Below are 18,254 nucleotides of genomic sequence, written 5' to 3'. Positions count from 1 at the left end.
GGGGACTTGTTTTCTAATCCTATTAGACAGAAAAAATCGTTGTTTGGGGTTGTTATAACCCATGTAAGACTTGAAGCATGAGGTGTTTTTTATGAGAATATATGATCAATATTTAAGGCAACGGTTTTTATCCATAAAGCTTATATTTGTGACATGCATGTGAAAGAATGTGATCTTTGCCAATATCGCATTGACGAATAAAAATAATCCATTGTTTTGCGCCTTGAATGAAAAGCTTATCGTGGGATTATCTCATTTCACATCTGTTCTATGTTGAATTAATTACAATCTATTTTTCTACACATTATAAGTGGGGATGGCATGGAGGTAAAAACTATATAAGAAAACAAAAAATACCTGTAACGAACCATCTCAAGTGCCAAAAGCTTTAGGCAACATGGTGGCTGACAAATAGAGTATATAATGAAAGTGACAGCTTGCTCTTTTATAAAGTATAACGACGACAACACCCTATGAAGTTTATACACCTCACTAAAACTTTACCATTATACCATTCATAATCGCCGTTATAAAATAGCTACAACAAACATTAAGAAATATTTCTTAAAAAAACATGTGAATGTACAACACAAGCATATTTTATCTTGATCGTTTTATTTTGCATAAGAAGCATACCCCCAGAACGTGATAAGTAAAAGCGTGAAGCAATCTCCATTCTTTAAAAGACATCCCTTTAGATACTTTTGAAAGCTGTAAAGCTAAATTAAAAAATAACAATAAGAATAAACGTTGGCATTCACCCTTACAACTTCATATTATTTCCAAAATAAGGCGATATTCTCATTATGCAGATTACACAAAAAGATAGATTCAATATTCTTACGCCAATCGGATACATAAAGTCTGAAACGAAATCATAAAGCCTTTAAGAGTCTCAATCTTTGTTTCGAACATACTGCTAAGAAGTGGATATTAATCCATAGACAACAAAAAAGCACAAACTTTATAAGGTCAGCAATACCATAAAACCATTAACAAATCAGCTATGGATTGGAGCGCCCTACCGACTTTGATAAAATATTTTGTGAAATCCCATGCATGACACATCTAATTATATGTTTTCTTATTTTTATAAGCTGTTCGTAATAAATCCTTTATATCCATAAAGATCAGAAAAATATATGAACAATTCTTCGCTTAAAATATAAAAAGAAAGCATGACACTCATAGAAAAGTCTCATGTGCCTTATCATCACAAGGACTGAAGCTTATTGAATAAGTACATCTTCTATTTTGCCCATTTTCTTTTTTCTGCTTATAAGCGAGCACGCTGGCACTCTCCATACACTTAAGCCCCCAATATCGCAATTAAGTCTTGCATTTGAAAGCGTTTATTACAGATATTTTTTTGCTTTCTTATATAGTTTTTACCTCCATGTCATCTCCACTTATAATGTGTAGGAAAATAGATTGTAATTAATTCAACATAGAACAGATGTGAAATGAGACAATCCCACGATAAGCTTTTCGTTCAAAGCGCAAAACAAAGGATTATTTTTATTCGTCAATGCGATATTGGCAAAGATCACATTCTTTCACTGAGAAATGTATGTCACAAATATAAGCTCTATGGACAAAAACCATTGCCTTAAATATTGATCATATATTCTCATAAAAAACACTTCATGCTTCAAGTCTTACATGGGTTATAACCACCCCAAAAAACGTTATTTGAGGATCTAATTTAATATGAACAACATCTACTTATCATTATAAATCAATGTTTATCTGTAAAGATAAGAAAATGAGGAGGCCGTAGGTGGATCTTACGGACAAGTTTTAGACTGTTTACAGATTGGGGCGCTGATTAAAAACTTCATCCTTAAAGGGACAAAGGATGCTCAAAAAATAAAACCAGCTCTTTGCTGGTTTTATCAAAATATCTGGTTATGATGAAAGGAGTGTATTATGCAGCGTAGACAGCTTTGCTATCTTCATCTGTTTCTTCTCTCTCAGTTTTAAATTCACGTTTTGGCTTGTTGGAGAGATGCATTTCTATGAGATTGATCGCTTCTGTTTCAGAAATACTATTAATAACCGCAATTTCGCGGGCCATTCTTTCAAGAGCAGCAGTATAAAGTTGACGTTCAGAGTAGGATTGTTCAGGCTGTAGGTTAGAGCGGAAAAGATCACGGACCACTTCGGCGATGCAAATAAGATCTCCTGAGTTGATTTTAGCATCATATTCTTGTGCACGGCGTGACCACATGGTTCGTTTAACACGTGCTTTCCCATGTAAGATTTTTAAGGCGCGTTCAACGGAATCACCAGCAGATAATTTACGCATTCCAACAGAAAGGGCTTTTGCAATGGGGACTTTGACATCCATTTTATCTTTCGCAAAATGAATGACAAAAAGTTTTAATTTGTGTCCTGCAACTTCCTGATCTTCAATCGCTATAATCTGTCCTACTCCATGCGTAGGGTAAACGATATATTCAGAGGTTGCAAATTCTTTAGTCTTGGAGGACGTTCCATGTTGGGATGCCATATTTTAGTTTACTCCCTTATGATCAACAAATGTATCGGAAAACAGGTTATAAACCTGAGGGTTGAGTTTTCTTTAGCCAAGTATATTGTATCAATTAAGTGAGCATAAAAGCCGCATACTTTTAAATCCAACGAAAATACATCGCTTTACTACAAAAAGTAAAGAAAAATACTTAGAAAGATGATCATGTTAAAATAACACTAACATCAAATATCAAAAGAATCAATCATTTCGCTTAAGGATTTTTTTATTTTTACGAGAAAAGTCTTTCAATTGTTGAAAGAAGGAGCTGTACACTGTATCATTACTACTCGCCACTTCCTGGATTTTCTGAAAAATACTTTTCTAATTTGTTTGGAACGCCATCCATTTCTTTTGCTTGAGGAAGAGGGTCTTTGCGGGACGTTAAATTAGGCCATTTGTTCGCATATTTAAGATTAAGTTCTAACCACTTTTCGAGCCCTGGTTCGGTGTCAGGGATAATGGCTTCCGCCGGACATTCCGGCACGCACACACCACAATCGATACATTCATCAGGGTGAATGACAAGCATATTTTCACCTTCATAAAAACAATCGACAGGGCAAACTTCAACGCAATCAGTATATTTGCAATGAATGCAATTATCAGTTACTACATGAGTCAATATCTACCTCCATTTATTATTTTAGTGATCTTTGGAGGAAAGTGCTTCTGTATCTTTATTACTTACAAGTTTATTACGTAGCACAGCTAATTTTGCAAAAGGTGAATCAGGATTAGGGATCTTTTCTTTTTGAAAAGGTTTATGATTCGCACGTTTGCCTTGGGATTTGTGGAACTTATGAGAACGTTTTGTTTGTAATGGCACTTCGTGAGGAGAACTTTCATTCCTGTTTTCTCCTTTTTCTACAGCGCTCTTCGGTTTATTTTGCCACTTATTTCCAGATTTATCACGTTTTTTTTGTGCGTTGTGGTGAAATTGATGCTTATAATGCCATAATAAAACAACCTTATCTTCCGTTGCTGGGAAGGGAGGCTTGGCAAAATTTCCAACAGGTTCAGCTGTTGGTAAACGATAGGTGTGATTGGTGTGATTTCCAACACAAGAGGATGAAAGGTTAGAAGATGAAGTCCTCTTTTCTTCTTGTGTTGTTTCTGAAATACTGATTGTTTGCCATTGGCTGCCAACGCATTCTGCTGCAGGAACATCTTGCGTTGTTCCATTGATAGGGGAAGAGGCTTTATGTGTAAGGAGATTTTGTTCAAAAACAACATTGCTTATGCTGCACGATTGATAGCCAAGTCCTTTGAGGATTTCTTCCATATCATTTCCATTGGCTCCAAGAATGGACATCATGGCTGGTGTAATAAAAAAACTTTTGCCGTCATAGGCACCATCGGGTTTGGGAGTACTTCCTTGTTTCCAATGAAGAGCAAGGCGGATAAGATTGGCAAGACGTTCTAAAATATCAATTCGTACTGCACGTTGTCCTAAAATTCGGTAACCGGCTAATTGATAAAATTGGCGGTTATAGGTAGGGTCAATAATCAAAGAGGTTCGACCAGCAGATAATGCTGCAAAAATTTCACCCAAACCAGTTTGGTCTTGTCCCACATTTTGAAGATTCCACAGGAGGGTAATGGCTTGGACGGGAGCGGGTTTAAGCATTCCTGCAACATAGATATGAAAAGCGCCAAAACGTACGCCTAGACGACGAAGCACGGCACGTGATTCTTGCGCAAGGCTTTTGACAATGTCTAAAACTTCACGGCGTGGTAAAATCCCTAAAGAGTTAACCAGTTGTAAGGCAAGACTGTTTGTTGAATCTGTCAAATTATCAGCATGGCGCAAATCAAACAGGGGTTTTAAAGTTGTTTCAAAATGAAAGGTTACAAAGCGCTCTAATCGTTTCATAACATTATCGCGGGATTCTCCCGTGAGTTGTGCATCTGCTAAAACTATTAGTTTTGGTTTGAAAAAATCTTCTGTTGCTATAAGTTGTCCTACCGGTTGACCAATCCAGCGCACAATTCCATCAGAACTAAGAGTAAGATCTCCATTTGCACAAGCACAAAAACGTGTTGCGCGTTTGGAAAAAGCAAGAATCAAATCTTCATTCTTTGTTTCTGTCGAAATTTGATTCTCAGTCGTTTGATCAGGATTGTTTTTGTTGGCATAAAAACGAAAACCTTCAAATTTACCTCTTCCGTGTTTTTCAATGAGAATATCATCCTGAAGAATCTCATTCTGTTGAACAATCTTGCTATCCATGATCATTTTCTTTCTCAGTGCGACACTGGTAAAAAGCTTTGTGCGACGATTTCATAATGCTGTTATTTCTTTACACGTTTGTTGCGTTTGCTTCAATCACTCTTGTCGTTTTTTGCTGTTTCTTTTTGCGCCTTTAAAACTTAGATGATTCTTTTTTATTCAGTTTGCATTCAGTTAGGATGCTTTAATATTTGTAAATTACACTTATTGGTTGTGTTGTAAAGCTGAAAACATAAATAAATTTCTCAATTGAAAAGGAAACGGAATCGGTCATCAAAAAAAACAACATTTGTTTTGTCTGATCATTTTTTTTGCTGTTTTGTCATGAAAAGTGAAGAGAAAGTTTTTTCAAACATTTCATAGGCTAAAGGGCGTGTTGCAAAGGCGTTTTAGAGGTGAAACTATATCTTATAACAAGAAGTTTTACCATAACAATAAAAAAACAATTGCGATTATAAAATTACACGCTAAAGTAGTATTAGCATAAGTGAACAACTTTTGCGTTCTTTTAAAAAGAGAACAATGATGTCGTTGCCAAATCAATTTTGATAATTTTAATCGCAAGGGGTTATTATGGGTAATCTTTCAAATGCTGTTTATAAAAGCAGCAAAAATTATAGCGATGCAGACAAAAGTTTAGGACGTAATATGATGCGTTCTGCTATGCAAGCACCTTATCTTGAACGACAAAAAGAGCATGATTTGGCTCTGCGGTGGAAAGACAAACGCGATGATGATGCCATGCATCAGATTGCAGCGGCTCATATGCGTTTGGTGATTGCTATTGCTAATCGCTTTAAGCGTTTCAAAATGCCATTGGGGGATTTGGTACAAGAAGGGTATGTGGGACTATTGGAAGCCGCTGCACGTTTTGAACCTGATCGGGAAGTGCGTTTTTCAACGTATGCAACATGGTGGATACGTGCTTCTATCCAAGATTATATTTTGCGAAATTGGTCAATTGTTCGAGGTGGAACCAGTTCTTCGCAAAAAGCACTTTTCTTTAATCTTCGGCGTTTGAGAGCAAAACTGGTGCAGGATGATAGTGCTTTGTCGAAACAGGATATTTTTCGCACAATCGCTGAAAAACTCGGCGTTTCTGTGCGTGATGTTGAAACCATGGATTTTCGTTTCTCCAGTTCTGATAATTCCTTGAGTGTTTCTGTTTCTGAGAACAGTGATAATCCCATTGCGAAGATGGATGTGTTGGTGGATGAGAGTCCTCTTCCTGATGCTTTAATTGAGCAAGTGATTGATGGTCAACGGCGTACACAATGGCTTTACGATGCGTTGCAAATTCTTAACGAACGGGAATTAGAAATTATTCGCTTTCGTCGCCTCAATGAAGAGGGGGCTACTCTAGAAGTACTCGGTGAAAAGTTAGGAATTTCAAAAGAGCGCGTGCGCCAAATTGAAGCACGGGCTTTGCAAAAATTGCGTTCTGCTCTCCTTACCGTTCATTCAGAAGATGCTTACGATATATAAGCCGTGAAAGGCTTTGTGGGGGGATGAGGGAGAATGTATCAATGGGCGCGTATGAGAGCATGATGACGTTGGTTTTAGAGGAATCAGATTTGTCGAGGAATGCGCATCCTTGTGGGTATTTGTCGCGGTTTTTTCAAAGCGAAGGAAGAGTTGGGGAGAGGCCGGTTTGAGGAGGTATGTATCAATGGGGGCGTATGAAGGCATGATGACGTTGGTTTTTACAATGCTTCATTTCATTTTCGGATATGTTTTAAAAGGGCAAGGCTTGATACAGACAGAAAAGAATCAAGGCTGTAACGGATGAGAAGAAAGGCTTATTCTGTAATAATTTTCACTTTTGTACCTGCGGGTAAAGTTTGCGTTGGTGAGAGGGCGTTGAGAATGCGGAAGAGTTTTTCTTTTTCTGGTGTGTGTTGCATTTTATTTGCAAGGTTTGTAACATCTTCTCCTTGTTTAACGCGGACAACATGGATTTTTAAAGGCTTTAATTTTTTTAACTGTGAAGAAGAAAGAGAATGAAAGCTTTGTACCGTTTTTTGGGCAACTTCTGCAAAATTTTGAGAATTATGCGGGGCGGCTGTCAGAAAACGAAAGAGATGATTGTTAAACAAAATGACAACCACATCAAATTGCCATTGCTCATGGGTCGCACGGGCGTGTGCTCCAAGTAAACTCTGGCTTTGAAAACCCTGACTCGTAAGTCCTTGAATTGTGATGGGGCGGATGGATGATTGGTCTAGTCCAATAATCCCTCCGCTTTTCAAATAGTCACTTGTAGATAGTCCAGCAGGATGTGGAATAGCATCAAAACGAATCGCAATGTTATCTGGTCCACTGGCCCAAACAGTGTGTGCTGAATGTTCTATCGTAAAATTATTCGGAACAGAAAAAGCGATGCGCAATTGTGGGTGAATAAATTGGTTGCCTCGTACAAAACCTGTATAAAATCCTCCTCCAAAAATCATGCCATCAATGCTTTTGAGAAAAGAATCACGATCGGTTATTTTACTCTTCTCTTTACTAATTTGACGCGCTTTTTCTATCGCAAGCCGAATGCGTTGAGGGGTGGTTGGGTGAGAGGCTAGAAAATCTAGAGAGGCATTTTGGGTACCGGAGATATTACGTAAAGCACTATAGGCTTCCATTGTTTGAAGAAAGCGGGGTGAAGCAAACGGATCGTATCCTGCTTGTTGGAGCATTTCGAGGGCAAGAGAATCTGCTTCTAGCTCTTGATTACGGGAAAATTGTGCGAGTTGTTGCTTGTTTTGTATGGGTGTGTGAAGTTTTTGATCCATAGAAGAAAGAAGACGAGGGGATATGCGATTTTTCATCTTCAATTCAGTTTCTTTTTGTAGGCGTAAAATACCATGATTGGCTCTGATATGTGCTATCTCATGGGCTAAAATTGCTGCAACTTCTGAAGAATCATTGGCTAATGCCAGCATGCCACGGGTGATGTAGATCGAACCATTGGGGAGCGCAAATGCATTGACACTTTCTGAATTTAAAATTGTTACAAAATAGCTTTGATGAGAATTGTGTGATGCAATTGTTAGTTTACGGACAATCTTTGCTAAAAGGTGTTCAAGTTTTACATCATAATAAGCGCCGTCATACATTTGTAGAATACGTGGGTGTTGCAGAGCGCTTAATGTGACATAGATATTGTGATTGTTGACACTTTTAATAGTTTTAGAAGAAATGGAAGAAAGCTTGTCATTTTGAGAAAGGGGTGCATGACAAGCGGAAAGGAGAAGCATGAGACTTATGAAAGTTGCTCTACACATGGGCGGGCGAAAAAGAAAATTTCGTTGAAAAATAGGGCGCATTGGTTCACGATGCATGTTGTTGCGACGGTGTAATTTGGCAAATCTCATTTGTATCTTTGTATTGTGTATTTTTGTAAGACAAGCTTTAAGGGTAAGGGTTCGTTTGGCTATATCACGGTTATTGTTTATAAAAAATGGCTCTCATTTACAAAATGGTGCACTATACAAGGAAATTTTGTGAAAGGCAAAGAATGGCATGACAACATTTACGATATTGTTAAATGGTGACATTTGTATCACTGATCGTTTGCTTAATCAAATTCAAAACAGTCGGGTAATTGCTGCGGATGGTGGTATGCGTCATGCGGCAATGCTTAATGTGATGCCTGAATTGTGGTTAGGAGATTTTGATTCATCAGATGAGAATTTAATCCGCCAATATAGTCATATTCCTCGTGAAATTTTTCCCTCTGATAAAGATATGACAGATAGTGCTCTGGCATGTGAAAGAGCGCTGCAAAAGGGTGCTAAAAAGCTTATTTTATGCGGTGCTTTGGGAGGGGAGCGAAGTGATCATAGCCTTTCTCATATGACGCAAGCGTTGATGATGGCTGAAAGCGGCATTGCAGTGTTGTTGACAAGCGGTTCGGAAGAAGGTTGGCCGGTTTTGCCAAAACCTTATTCATATGATTTGCCTAAAGGGTGTTTGTTTAGTATTATCGGTTTTTCTGATTTACAAGGCTTAACGCTTACAGGAGTAAAATGGCCGATTTGTGATAAAAATGTGTCATTTGGCTCTTCTTTAACACTTTCTAACCGTATTTTTGGAACCTTTTCTTGCCATTTAGGTTCTGGAAAAGCTATATTGCTAGCGTCTGTGCCTATTCCGTAAAGCTCTTCCAATATATTTTAAATAAGGCAGGGGGGGGCTCTAGTGATGAAGTGCTGACATAAACGATATAATTTGTATTGATCTTGAGAAGGAAAGGTTTTGATATGTTAAAATCAATTTTTAAAGTGGCCGTTGTTTCAGCCATTGGTTTCAGTTCGGTTGCTTGTACTACAAATGATGAACGTGTTGCACGTTACGGCGTAGGAGGGGCAGCAATCGGTGCTTTGGCTGGAACTGCTATTGGTGGAAGTACGGCTGGAGCCGCGCTTACCGGTGCAGCATTTGGTGCTTTGGCTGGAACAGTAACCGGTGCAGCCGCAAATCAAAGAAAACAACAAAGACAGGCATCACAATTGTGCACGTATCGTGGTCGTAGAGGGCATGTTTACCAAGCACCTTGTGGGCAGAGAGTCCCTGTACGGCAATTGTGTGCTTACCGTGATGCAAGAGGGGTGATGTATAAAGCACCTTGTCCGCGCCGCGTTCATTAATGGTAGTGCCATTACTGCGGCTTGACCGCATTTTCCTAAACTTTGGAACAACACCTTTGTTCAACCAAGCTTCTTTATCGGTTGAGCGGGGAGCGCGTATAGCGCTGGTCGGCCGTAATGGTTGTGGAAAATCGACCCTGTTAAAAATTGCCGCAGGAATGTTAGAACCTCATGGTGGCGAAATTTTTCGCCACCCACAAGTGACGCTCCGTTATGTCTCACAAAATCCAGATTGTTCAGGATTTGAAGATATTAACGCTTATATGGAGGCGGGGCTGGACGATACATCTGATGTCCAGTGGATCAATACGCTTCGCACAAATTTAGGGTTTTCGGGGACGGAAAAATTGGAAACGCTTTCGGGAGGCGAAAAGCGGCGTGTTTCGTTGTTACGGGCCATTGCTGCAAAACCCGATATTTTGTTCTTAGATGAACCAACCAATCATCTTGATTTACCAACTATTGAATGGCTGGAAGCTGTTTTGTCTTCTTTGCGTTCAGCGATTGTGGTGATTTCCCACGATCGGCGATTTTTAGAAAATGTTACGCGGTCAACGGTATGGCTTGATCGTGGCACAACCAAAAGACTGGAAAAGCGTTTTTCAGAATTTGAAAATTGGCGTGATAAAGCACTGGAAGAAGAAGCCATCGAACAGCATAAATTGGGGCGCCAAATTGCTCGTGAAGAGCAATGGTTGCGTTATGGCGTGAGCGCACGGCGTAAGCGTAACGTACGGCGCTTAGCCGAATTAAAAGACTTAAGACAGCGTCATCAAACCTATAAAGGGCAGCCAGGAAATGCACTTTTGACAGCAGCGAAAAGTCATGATTCTGGGCAATTGGTGCTTGAAGCAAAGAAAATTTCAAAATCCTATGGTGAGCGCATGATCGTGAAAGATTTCTCTTTGCGCATTCAGCGGGGTGATCGAATCGGTTTGGTAGGGCCCAATGGTATCGGAAAGACAACGCTCCTTTCTGCATTAATTGGGCAAGAAGCCTTGGATAGCGGAACGGTGAGGTATGGCTATAACCTCTCTATGGCATTGCTAGATCAGCAACGTATTTTAAATGAAGAAGAAACTTTAGCGCATTATTTAACGGGAGGAAGGGGAGATACTCTTGTGATCAACGGGCTGGAGCGGCATGTCGTTTCTTATATGAAAGACTTTTTATTTTTGCCTGAACAAGCACGTACTCCCCTTAAAGAATTTTCAGGGGGAGAAAGAGCACGCCTCATGCTTGCACGCCTTCTTTCGCGTCCTGCAAACTTTTTGATTCTTGACGAACCGACCAATGATTTGGATATGGAAACTTTGGATTTGTTGCAAGAATTTATTGCTGATTTTGCGGGAACAGTATTGTTGGTCAGTCATGACAGAGACTTTTTAGATCGTACTGTAACGCATATGTTGGCACCTCAAGGTGATGGTCATTGGGTTTTGTATGCGGGTGGCTATAGTGATATGATAGCGCAAAACCAGCATGCTCTTCGTTTACAACGCAAAAAAACAGAATTATCGCAGCGTAAAGCACCTTCAAAATCTCAAGCGGGTGAGCTTTCAAAGCAGGACTCATCAACAGATCATAGCTTGGTAGGGCGGGAGAAAAAAACACGAGGTAAATTGTCTTATAAGCAGGTTTATGCATTAGAAAAATTGCCTGAAGAAATCGCTATTTTGCACAATGAAATAAAAAAGATTGAACAAGAGCTCTCTGATCCAACCCTTTATTGCCGCGATAAAGAACGTTTTGAGCGTTTATCAACGGCATTGGAAAAAAAGAAAAATACTTGCACACAAAAGCAAGAAGAATGGCTAGAACTTGAAATTTTACGCGAAGAAATGAAAGCGTGTTCACGTTAATGTTTAAGATATTTTAAAAGTCTTATATCATTACTTTATGTATAGTGTTTTAGGGCATTAAATTATAAAGAGCAGATGTGGAAAACATGCTTTTGATTACGGTTAAAAGTTATGATTATGGTTAATGGATGCTTAAAGAACATTTTACTTTTCTCAATTTTTTTCGTTTGGCTTTTTTGTACAATTCTTGATAAAGAAAAAATTATTGTAGCGGTGAGTTTTTCAAAATGTTCTGTATGCAAGCACGTCAGCACCATCGCACACTTTGTTTAGCTTCCAATGTGCTACAGTTCTTGCGTCTAAAAGGACTCATGGGATATATTTAGTTCTTCTTAGTTTTTATCTCTATGTCGTCTTGAGCTTGTAAGCCAATCCAGCTTATGATGCGCAAGAGATGTGATTTTTATAATTCAGAATAAGAAGATTAGAGATGAGAAAATCCTACGATAATTGGGATTCTTATTGAAGAAGGGTAATGATAAATTATCATTATAAATATATTATAATGTGTAAAGCTTTATCGATATATGGTCGCTTGATAGGACGGGAGAAAAAACACGAAGCAAATTGTCTTATAAACAGATGTAAGCATTGGAAAAATTTCCTGAAGAAATCGCTATTTTGCACAATGAAATAAAAAAGATTGAACAAGAGCTCCTTGTTCCAGCCCTCCTATTGCAATGATAAAGAATATTTTGTGCTTTTATCAACAGCGTTGGAAAAAATACTTGCACACAAAAAACAGCTGGAATTTTTATGCAAAAAGCGTGCAAAAGAAATATCTGCGGATTCGTAAGGTTTATATTTTATTGTTCTGTAAAATGCCATAATGAAGTCAACATATTGATTTATAATGATAGTTTAACGTTGTTCAACTTGAATTAGAGTCCCGAATAATGTACAATTCTCTCATTTCAAATTTGTCCCATGTTGAATCAACCAAAACCATTTGCTTGCACGTCACAAGTCGGTAGCCATATGGGTAAAAACTGTACAAAAAAGGATTAAAAATGCCTATAATGCACCGTCTTAAGTGCTAAGGGTTGCCGGTAATATTGGGGGAGAAAGTGTGTGATTTTAGGCTTACTTCTTCATAAGTATAAAGAATGGGGTTGCTCAATGGCTTTATTGTTATACCATTCATGGTTGATGCTGTAAAATGGCTTTGGAGCATTGAGAGATGTTTCTTTAAAAACAAGTCCATGAATTGGCAACCCAATGGCGTTCTGTTTTTCGTAAGGAATGTGAAGCCCATTAAAGCATGTTATAAACAAAAGCGTGAGGCAATGCGTAATCTCTGTTACTTACAAAAAATTGCTCTGGATACTTTTTTGAAAGTCGTAAAGCTGAATTAAAAGATGATGGTAAGACTGGAAATCAGTTTTTACCCTTAAAACTTCATATTTTATCAAAATTAGACTGCTTCCCTGTTTAGAGGGGAAGAGGTATGTTAATTTATCCATGAGGTGTTCATGATCTTGCATGTTTCATGAAACAGCGTTCTTTGAGGTGTGGTGATATGAATTCCATGAAGTGGTTAGGAGGGGTAAGCGGCTTTAAGAAAAACGAGATGGGGTTACAGATTCTTGTTTGTAAACTGGCGCGGGGAGGGGGATCCTTGAAGGGGGAAGGCCGTTGGTATATTTAAATATTTGGTAAAAACTCTATAGCGTTTTATCGTTTGTTGAGGTTAAATCATTTATTCGGGAAGTGAGAATGTGATCTCGCCATTTGCCAGAAATCATCAGATAGTCTTTGGCATAGCCTTCTTTTGCAAAACCAAGGCGCTTGAGTAAAGTTTCGCTTCTTGTGTTCTCAGGCATATAATTTGCCATGATTCTATGCAGATAATAAACGTGAAAGATATGGCGTATCAGAGCCGATAAGCTCTCGAACATGAGACCTTTGCCTTGTTGTTTTTCATCAAGAGAAAAACCAAGATGACAGGCTTGAAAAACACCACGAACCACATTTGTAAAGTTGACAATACCGATAATTGTGTTTTCATTTTTTAATCGTACGGCATATCGGTATGCTTGTCCTTGTGCGCTTTCACAAGAATAAGCATTGGCTCGTGTTTTCCAAGCTGTTAGGGTGTAGTAATCATCAGATCTTATGGGTTCCCAAGGGTGCAGATGAATCGCATTACGCAAGGAATAAGAAGACAGTTCTGCTGCATCTTTTAAACCGATTAATGTGGAAATGGTTCGCTTTGTTTTAATGGACATCGTTCTCTTTTCCTAGACGTTACAATAAACGTCAATTTATTGTGATAAATTATCATTTTAAAATTTAAATTATAACGTTGAATACAGTAAGTTTCTCTTATCACAATGCTTCTCATTTTAGAATCGATGAGGATCACTTTACTTGTCTGTTACAAGTGGGATTGGCGTGTTGAGGGTATAAGATCTAAAGGGAATACTTTATTATGAATACTCTCGAATACCAAGGTTTATAGCAATATTCAGGGATGTGTATAAATGGTGTCTGCTTGTTTACGAAGCCATATATTTTTCATGAAATTTTTCAAATATCTTTTTGTTTTTTGCAAAGCAGCGATTTATTTAGGAAAATTTTTCAGTGTATAAAACTGCTTACTAAGACGGATTTGCTTTATGTTGTTTTTTTGTCCTATAGCTGCGATTTGTTGATGAGGCATGTTTTGCATAGCTTGAGGATTTGATAACACTTTATGCTGTGATGATACTCTCTTTATCGAGAACCATGACAATAAAGCTAAGTGTGAAGAACAAGAAAAAGCGATTGATATTTTTTACAATATTCTAGATATTAGCGGAAGTGCTTCACTGTTTTTGCGTAAAAGTTTAACTCTTCTTTTTCTTTTGGCATTAGCATTTTTATTTTTTTCAGAGCTGTTTATAAACATTTGAAACGATTTTTCTACTTGTAATAGAAGGGGGAGAGAATTCTCATATTGTGTTTGGAGCAAATCACTTTCAAAAAGTGGAAAGTTAACGGTTTCATTAGCAATGATCATTTGAAGAGGAAAGAGAAATATTGCAAAGAATCAGATACCATTACGGATCATAATTGTTAAGTGCACTTTGTTTATGGTAAAATTTCTCTTTTATGGCAAGATATTGATTTATAATAATTTAGTATTGCTCATTAGTGGGTTAAAATTCTGAATACCGTAAGACTTTCTCATTTAAAATCTATTCTATGTTGAGTCAATCAAAATCCTTTGCTTGCACGTTACAAACGGAAAGAGCTATGAGGTTGATCTTCTCCTCACACCTCAAAGGATAGAGATTCTTACTCGCCATTGGCTTGTCAACGGTTCACCTTTTCATGGCAGGTTCCACCTGCTGACTACTCACGCAGTTTACTTCATAGGCGCGCGACAGACAAGCACAGCCCCGAATACTGATCACGATATCTAAAAACACTTAATATGTAAAGCTTTTCATGCCTTATATCATCGCTCTAAACAACGGTGTTTTACGGCATACATAAGATAAAAAAAACATTAAAGAAAGGAGTAAAAATGTCTCATCATATTCTGTTGTCCTGTAAAATATCGTCATTTATGGTGGTGATATAAGACATGCAAGATTTATTAAGTGATTTTAGAGTGTGTGCTAAATAGTCAAGGTAGGGCTTGCCTGTAGAGTCTTGTGAAGCAGTCCTATGAGTGGGAAACCAAGGGCAATATGCTAAAAAAGAAGCCGAATTGTTTGCAAATTAGTCTTGGTAAGGGGCTTTGTCTTTGTGTGGGGAGAAAGTACTGTACGCAAATGGGAATGCATAAAATTTTGGTGATTGAATGCGCCGTTGTGAATGATTTATTTTGTAACGGTTCTGTCTTTTCCTTTAAATGCCTGTCTTTTCCTTTAAATGATTGTGTCATGTATGCTTCATGATCATTCTCCATTTTTTGCTTTTTATACTTTTAATTTGTGTGCAGAGATGTAATCGTTTCGTAAGACGTTTATCATCCTATTTTAAAGGGAATGTTCTTACGGTTTAATCCGCAGCAGCTCTTTTGCCATGTGATTTGTGTAAAATCAGGTATATCATCAGTTATCTGGTACTTTCATTTTACCTGTCTCACTTTGCATCTTAACGACTGATTGCGCTATAAGAATAATTTGGGGTTCAAGAGATAGTATGCCCCTTCCAGTCATCTATACACAAATTATTTATCATATTGATTTATAAAGATAATTTATATTTTGCATGTTGAATGAATTTTCAGAATATTGTGAGATTTTCTTATTTCAAACCTTATAAGTTGAAGCAATCAAACCCCTTCTCTTGCACGCACAAAAAGGGTTGGCTTACGCGTGAGGGCTCGTATGGGTAAAAATGGTTGGATAATAAAAAGGCTTTGCATAAATCCTTTCAAATGTGAGGGCTGTTGCAATGGCATGTATTCTGTGATCGATAGTCTCTTCACAAGTTACACAAACTGCTTATTGTTGGTTGAAATTTTTATGTATTCATTCGCTTTTTTGCATTTTCCATTTTCTTTTCTTAGGAAAATTCCCAATGTTCTCAATGGTGTTAATTCATACCAAGCGCATTTTTATATAGCTCAATGATTGCTTCTTCTTCCATTCGTTCATGTTCTTCTTTTTTACGCAGGCGTATAATGCTTCGAACAGCTTTACTATCAAAACCAGAGCCTTTAAGTTCAGTATAAACGTCTTTAATATCATCAGAAATGGTTTTTTTCTCTTCTTCTAGGCGTTCAATACGTTCGATAAAAGAGCGTAATTGGTTTACGGATATAGCGTGTGTTTTATCAGTTACTGTATCGTTCATTATATTTTTCTCCAGGTTATATGTTTTAAGTTGTTTTTCAACGATAAATTTGTATTGAAAAAGCTTGAAAAACAAAAAGTAAATCAAGCTACACAGTTTTTTTACAAATTGACTTTAAATATTTTGTAAAATTTTTAAAATATATGCATTGATAAAAGGGCTATAAAAAGAAAAATATAAAATATATTTTTTGACTTGAAAGGCTTTTGAAAAAAGAGATGTTTAATTTGTTTTAAAAATGGGCATTATAAAGGAAGTTTTTGTGATTTTTAACAAAAAAGATTGGGCGTTTCAGAAAGGATTAAAGGTTTTTCTCTCGAGCATTTTGCTCTTGTTTCCCCTTGTCATTTTTGCAAAAGCTGACTTTAGAGTTTGTAATACAACCCAACAGTCTGTTGGGGTTGCTCTTGGATATCGTACGTTTTTCGGGTGGGTGAGCGAAGGCTGGTGGGTGGTTCCCGTCACAGAGTGTAAAACCTTAATTGAGGGGCCTCTTGCTTCACGGTTTTATTATTTTTATGCGGAAGGGGCACAAAAAAAAGGAAATTGGGCAGGTTCTGTAACTATGTGTGTGCAAGATAGCCAATTTACAATTCAAGGGGTTCATGATTGTTTCCCTCGAGGATATCAAAAAGCTGGATTTAAAGAAATCGATACCGGAAATCAAACCAGTTGGATGGTACAGTTGACGGATGAATCTTTGCTAAACAATTCAGTTATACCTTCTCTTTCAGGAAATTCTCCACCGTGAAACGTGCACGTAAAGTAAAAATTATTGCGACTCTTGGTCCTTCTTCTTTTTCTCGTTCGATGATTGAAAAGCTTTTTAGGGCAGGAACAGACGTTTTTCGTCTTAATATGAGTCATACTGATCGTGACACAATGGGTGATTTGGTTAAGTCCATACGAAAAGTTGAAAAAACGGTTCAGAGACCCATTGGTATTTTAGTGGATCTTCAGGGGCCAAAACTACGTGTTGGTTCTTTTGCCAAAGGTCAAGAGGATTTGCGTGTTGGGCAAAGCTTTACATTAGATAATCACGATGTTCTTGGTGATGCGCAGCGTGTTTTTTTCCCTCATGAGGATGTATTTTCGGCTGTTAAACCAGGCGACCGGTTGTTGATTGATGATGGAAAACTGGAACTACGTGCAGAGTTATGTGATGGTTATTCTGTCCAGTGTCGTGTGGTTGCTGGATCCCGTATTTCTGATCGAAAAGGTGTGAGTTTTCCCGATACCATTTTGCCTTTTGATGCGATGACGTCAAAAGATAAAGAGGATCTTCAGGCTCTTTTACAGCAGCCTGTTGATTGGGTTGCTCTTTCTTTTATTCAGCGTCCGGAAGATATTATAGCGGTGCGTCAGTTGACGAAAAGCAAGGTGTCTTTGATGGCTAAAATCGAAAAACCTCAGGCCTTGGAGCATATAGAGAAGATTATTGATGTATCTGATGGTATTATGATTGCACGGGGAGATCTTGGAGTGGAAATGCCTTTGGAAAAGGTTCCTGCACTTCAGATGGAGCTCATAAAAGCTTGTCGTTTAGCAGGAAAGCCTGTTGTGGTGGCAACACAAATGCTCGAATCAATGATCACATCTCCAGTTCCGACACGCGCAGAGGTGTCAGATGTTGCGACAGCCGTTTATGCTGGAACAGATGCGGTGATGTTGTCTGCTGAATCTGCTTCTGGTCGTTATCCTGAAGAAGCCGTGCTTATGATGGATCGAATCGCACGGCAAATCGAACAAGATCATACTTATGCTGCTCAGGTTGGAGCACAACATCCTGCACCAGAATCAACAGGAACGGATGCAATTTCTCTTGCAGCACGTCAGATTTCTGAAACGCTTGCATTATCAGCTATTGTTGCCTATACGACTTCAGGAACAACCGGGGTGCGCGCTTCTCGTGAACGTCCCAATCGACCTATTATTGCTTTATCGCCCATTGTAGAAACAGCACGGCGTTTGGCTCTCGTTTGGGGGCTTCATTGTGTTGTGAGTGAAGATGCTCGCAATTTAGAAGATATGGTTGATCGAGCAGCAGCCATTGCGTTTCAGGAAGGTTTTTGCCAAGGAGGGGATCGTTTCCTTGTAACAGCTGGTGTTCCCCTTGGAACGCCTGGGGCCACAAACCTTTTACGTATTGCTTCTGTTTCTCAGGATGGAACGAAGGGGATTTAAGCTGTTTAGGGAAC

The 18,254-nt window shown here is 38.3% G+C and carries 13 protein-coding genes and 2 pseudogenes; 9 read left to right on the top strand and 6 right to left on the bottom strand.

The genetic code is table 11. The annotated features are described in order from the left end of the window. Nucleotides 1–1,927: 1,927 nt before the first annotated feature. The 3 genes from ACFIM1_RS05430 to ACFIM1_RS05420 form a co-directional block, all read right to left on the bottom strand. Nucleotides 1,928–2,512: a CarD family transcriptional regulator gene (locus tag ACFIM1_RS05430; RefSeq protein ID WP_375608404.1), complete on the bottom strand. Its 585-nt coding sequence runs from the start codon at nucleotides 2,510–2,512 to the stop codon at nucleotides 1,928–1,930. Between the two features lie 307 nt (nucleotides 2,513–2,819). Beyond that, complete coding sequence (fdxA, locus tag ACFIM1_RS05425) at nucleotides 2,820–3,158, bottom strand: ferredoxin FdxA (protein WP_375608405.1); 339 nt, start codon at nucleotides 3,156–3,158, stop codon at nucleotides 2,820–2,822. Between the two features lie 21 nt (nucleotides 3,159–3,179). Next, complete coding sequence (locus tag ACFIM1_RS05420; protein WP_375609426.1) at nucleotides 3,180–4,772, bottom strand: hypothetical protein; 1,593 nt, start codon at nucleotides 4,770–4,772, stop codon at nucleotides 3,180–3,182. Between the two features lie 567 nt (nucleotides 4,773–5,339). Between ACFIM1_RS05420 and ACFIM1_RS05415 the strand changes: the two genes are divergently transcribed. After that, on the top strand, nucleotides 5,340–6,251 hold the full coding sequence (locus ACFIM1_RS05415) for an RNA polymerase factor sigma-32 (protein ID WP_005774560.1): 912 nt from the start codon (nucleotides 5,340–5,342) through the stop codon (nucleotides 6,249–6,251). 314 nt (nucleotides 6,252–6,565) lie between these two features. Here the strand turns inward: ACFIM1_RS05415 and ACFIM1_RS05410 are convergent, their stop codons facing one another. Then, the gene (locus tag ACFIM1_RS05410) at nucleotides 6,566–8,128 is read right to left on the bottom strand and encodes a M48 family metalloprotease (protein WP_375609425.1); all 1,563 of its coding nucleotides are present in this window, start codon (nucleotides 8,126–8,128) and stop codon (nucleotides 6,566–6,568) included. A 148-nt stretch (nucleotides 8,129–8,276) separates the two neighbouring features. Here ACFIM1_RS05410 and ACFIM1_RS05405 point away from each other — a divergent pair, with 148 nt between their 5' ends. From ACFIM1_RS05405 to ACFIM1_RS05385, 6 genes and pseudogenes are all read left to right on the top strand, one after another. Continuing rightward, complete coding sequence (locus ACFIM1_RS05405; RefSeq protein ID WP_375608408.1) at nucleotides 8,277–8,912, top strand: thiamine diphosphokinase; 636 nt, start codon at nucleotides 8,277–8,279, stop codon at nucleotides 8,910–8,912. A 104-nt stretch (nucleotides 8,913–9,016) separates the two neighbouring features. Continuing rightward, nucleotides 9,017–9,403 carry a hypothetical protein gene (locus ACFIM1_RS05400; protein ID WP_375608409.1) on the top strand — a complete coding sequence of 129 codons (387 nt, stop codon included), beginning with the start codon at nucleotides 9,017–9,019 and terminating at the stop codon, nucleotides 9,401–9,403. Beyond that, a complete protein-coding gene (locus ACFIM1_RS05395; RefSeq protein WP_375609442.1) occupies nucleotides 9,403–11,265 on the top strand; it encodes an ABC-F family ATP-binding cassette domain-containing protein in 1,863 nt (620 codons plus the stop codon). Before ACFIM1_RS05400 ends, ACFIM1_RS05395 begins: the two co-directional genes overlap by 1 nt. Before the next feature lie 546 nt (nucleotides 11,266–11,811). Continuing rightward, nucleotides 11,812–12,061, top strand: a pseudogene (locus ACFIM1_RS09535) (hypothetical protein); the annotation flags it as partial. 275 nt (nucleotides 12,062–12,336) lie between these two features. Then, nucleotides 12,337–12,697: pseudogene (locus ACFIM1_RS05390) on the top strand (integrase); the annotation flags it as partial. Between the two features lie 87 nt (nucleotides 12,698–12,784). Next, the gene (locus ACFIM1_RS05385) at nucleotides 12,785–12,913 is read left to right on the top strand and encodes a hypothetical protein (RefSeq protein ID WP_375609424.1); all 129 of its coding nucleotides are present in this window, start codon (nucleotides 12,785–12,787) and stop codon (nucleotides 12,911–12,913) included. Between the two features lie 16 nt (nucleotides 12,914–12,929). Here ACFIM1_RS05385 and rimJ read toward each other — a convergent pair whose 3' ends face one another. Continuing rightward, on the bottom strand, nucleotides 12,930–13,493 hold the full coding sequence (rimJ, locus tag ACFIM1_RS05380) for a ribosomal protein S5-alanine N-acetyltransferase (protein WP_375609423.1): 564 nt from the start codon (nucleotides 13,491–13,493) through the stop codon (nucleotides 12,930–12,932). A gap of 2,302 nt (nucleotides 13,494–15,795) precedes the next feature. Further along, nucleotides 15,796–16,056, bottom strand: a complete 261-nt coding sequence (locus ACFIM1_RS05375; RefSeq protein ID WP_375609422.1) for a DUF2312 domain-containing protein — start codon at nucleotides 16,054–16,056, stop codon at nucleotides 15,796–15,798. Nucleotides 16,057–16,294: 238 nt separating this feature from the next. Between ACFIM1_RS05375 and ACFIM1_RS05370 the strand changes: the two genes are divergently transcribed. Both ACFIM1_RS05370 and pyk read left to right on the top strand, forming a co-directional pair. Continuing rightward, nucleotides 16,295–16,807, top strand: coding sequence for a DUF1036 domain-containing protein (locus tag ACFIM1_RS05370; protein ID WP_375609421.1), 513 nt, complete (start codon nucleotides 16,295–16,297; stop codon nucleotides 16,805–16,807). After that, on the top strand, nucleotides 16,804–18,240 hold the full coding sequence (pyk, locus tag ACFIM1_RS05365) for a pyruvate kinase (RefSeq protein WP_375609420.1): 1,437 nt from the start codon (nucleotides 16,804–16,806) through the stop codon (nucleotides 18,238–18,240). Before ACFIM1_RS05370 ends, pyk begins: the two co-directional genes overlap by 4 nt. Nucleotides 18,241–18,254: the final 14 nt, after the last annotated feature.

Origin of the sequence: Bartonella sp. AC158YNML (genome assembly GCF_042196725.1) — a bacterium.
Classification (GTDB): domain Bacteria; phylum Pseudomonadota; class Alphaproteobacteria; order Rhizobiales; family Rhizobiaceae; genus Bartonella.
The sequence above is the reverse complement of the archived record's forward strand: the minus strand, read 5'-3'. Positions and strand labels throughout refer to the sequence as shown.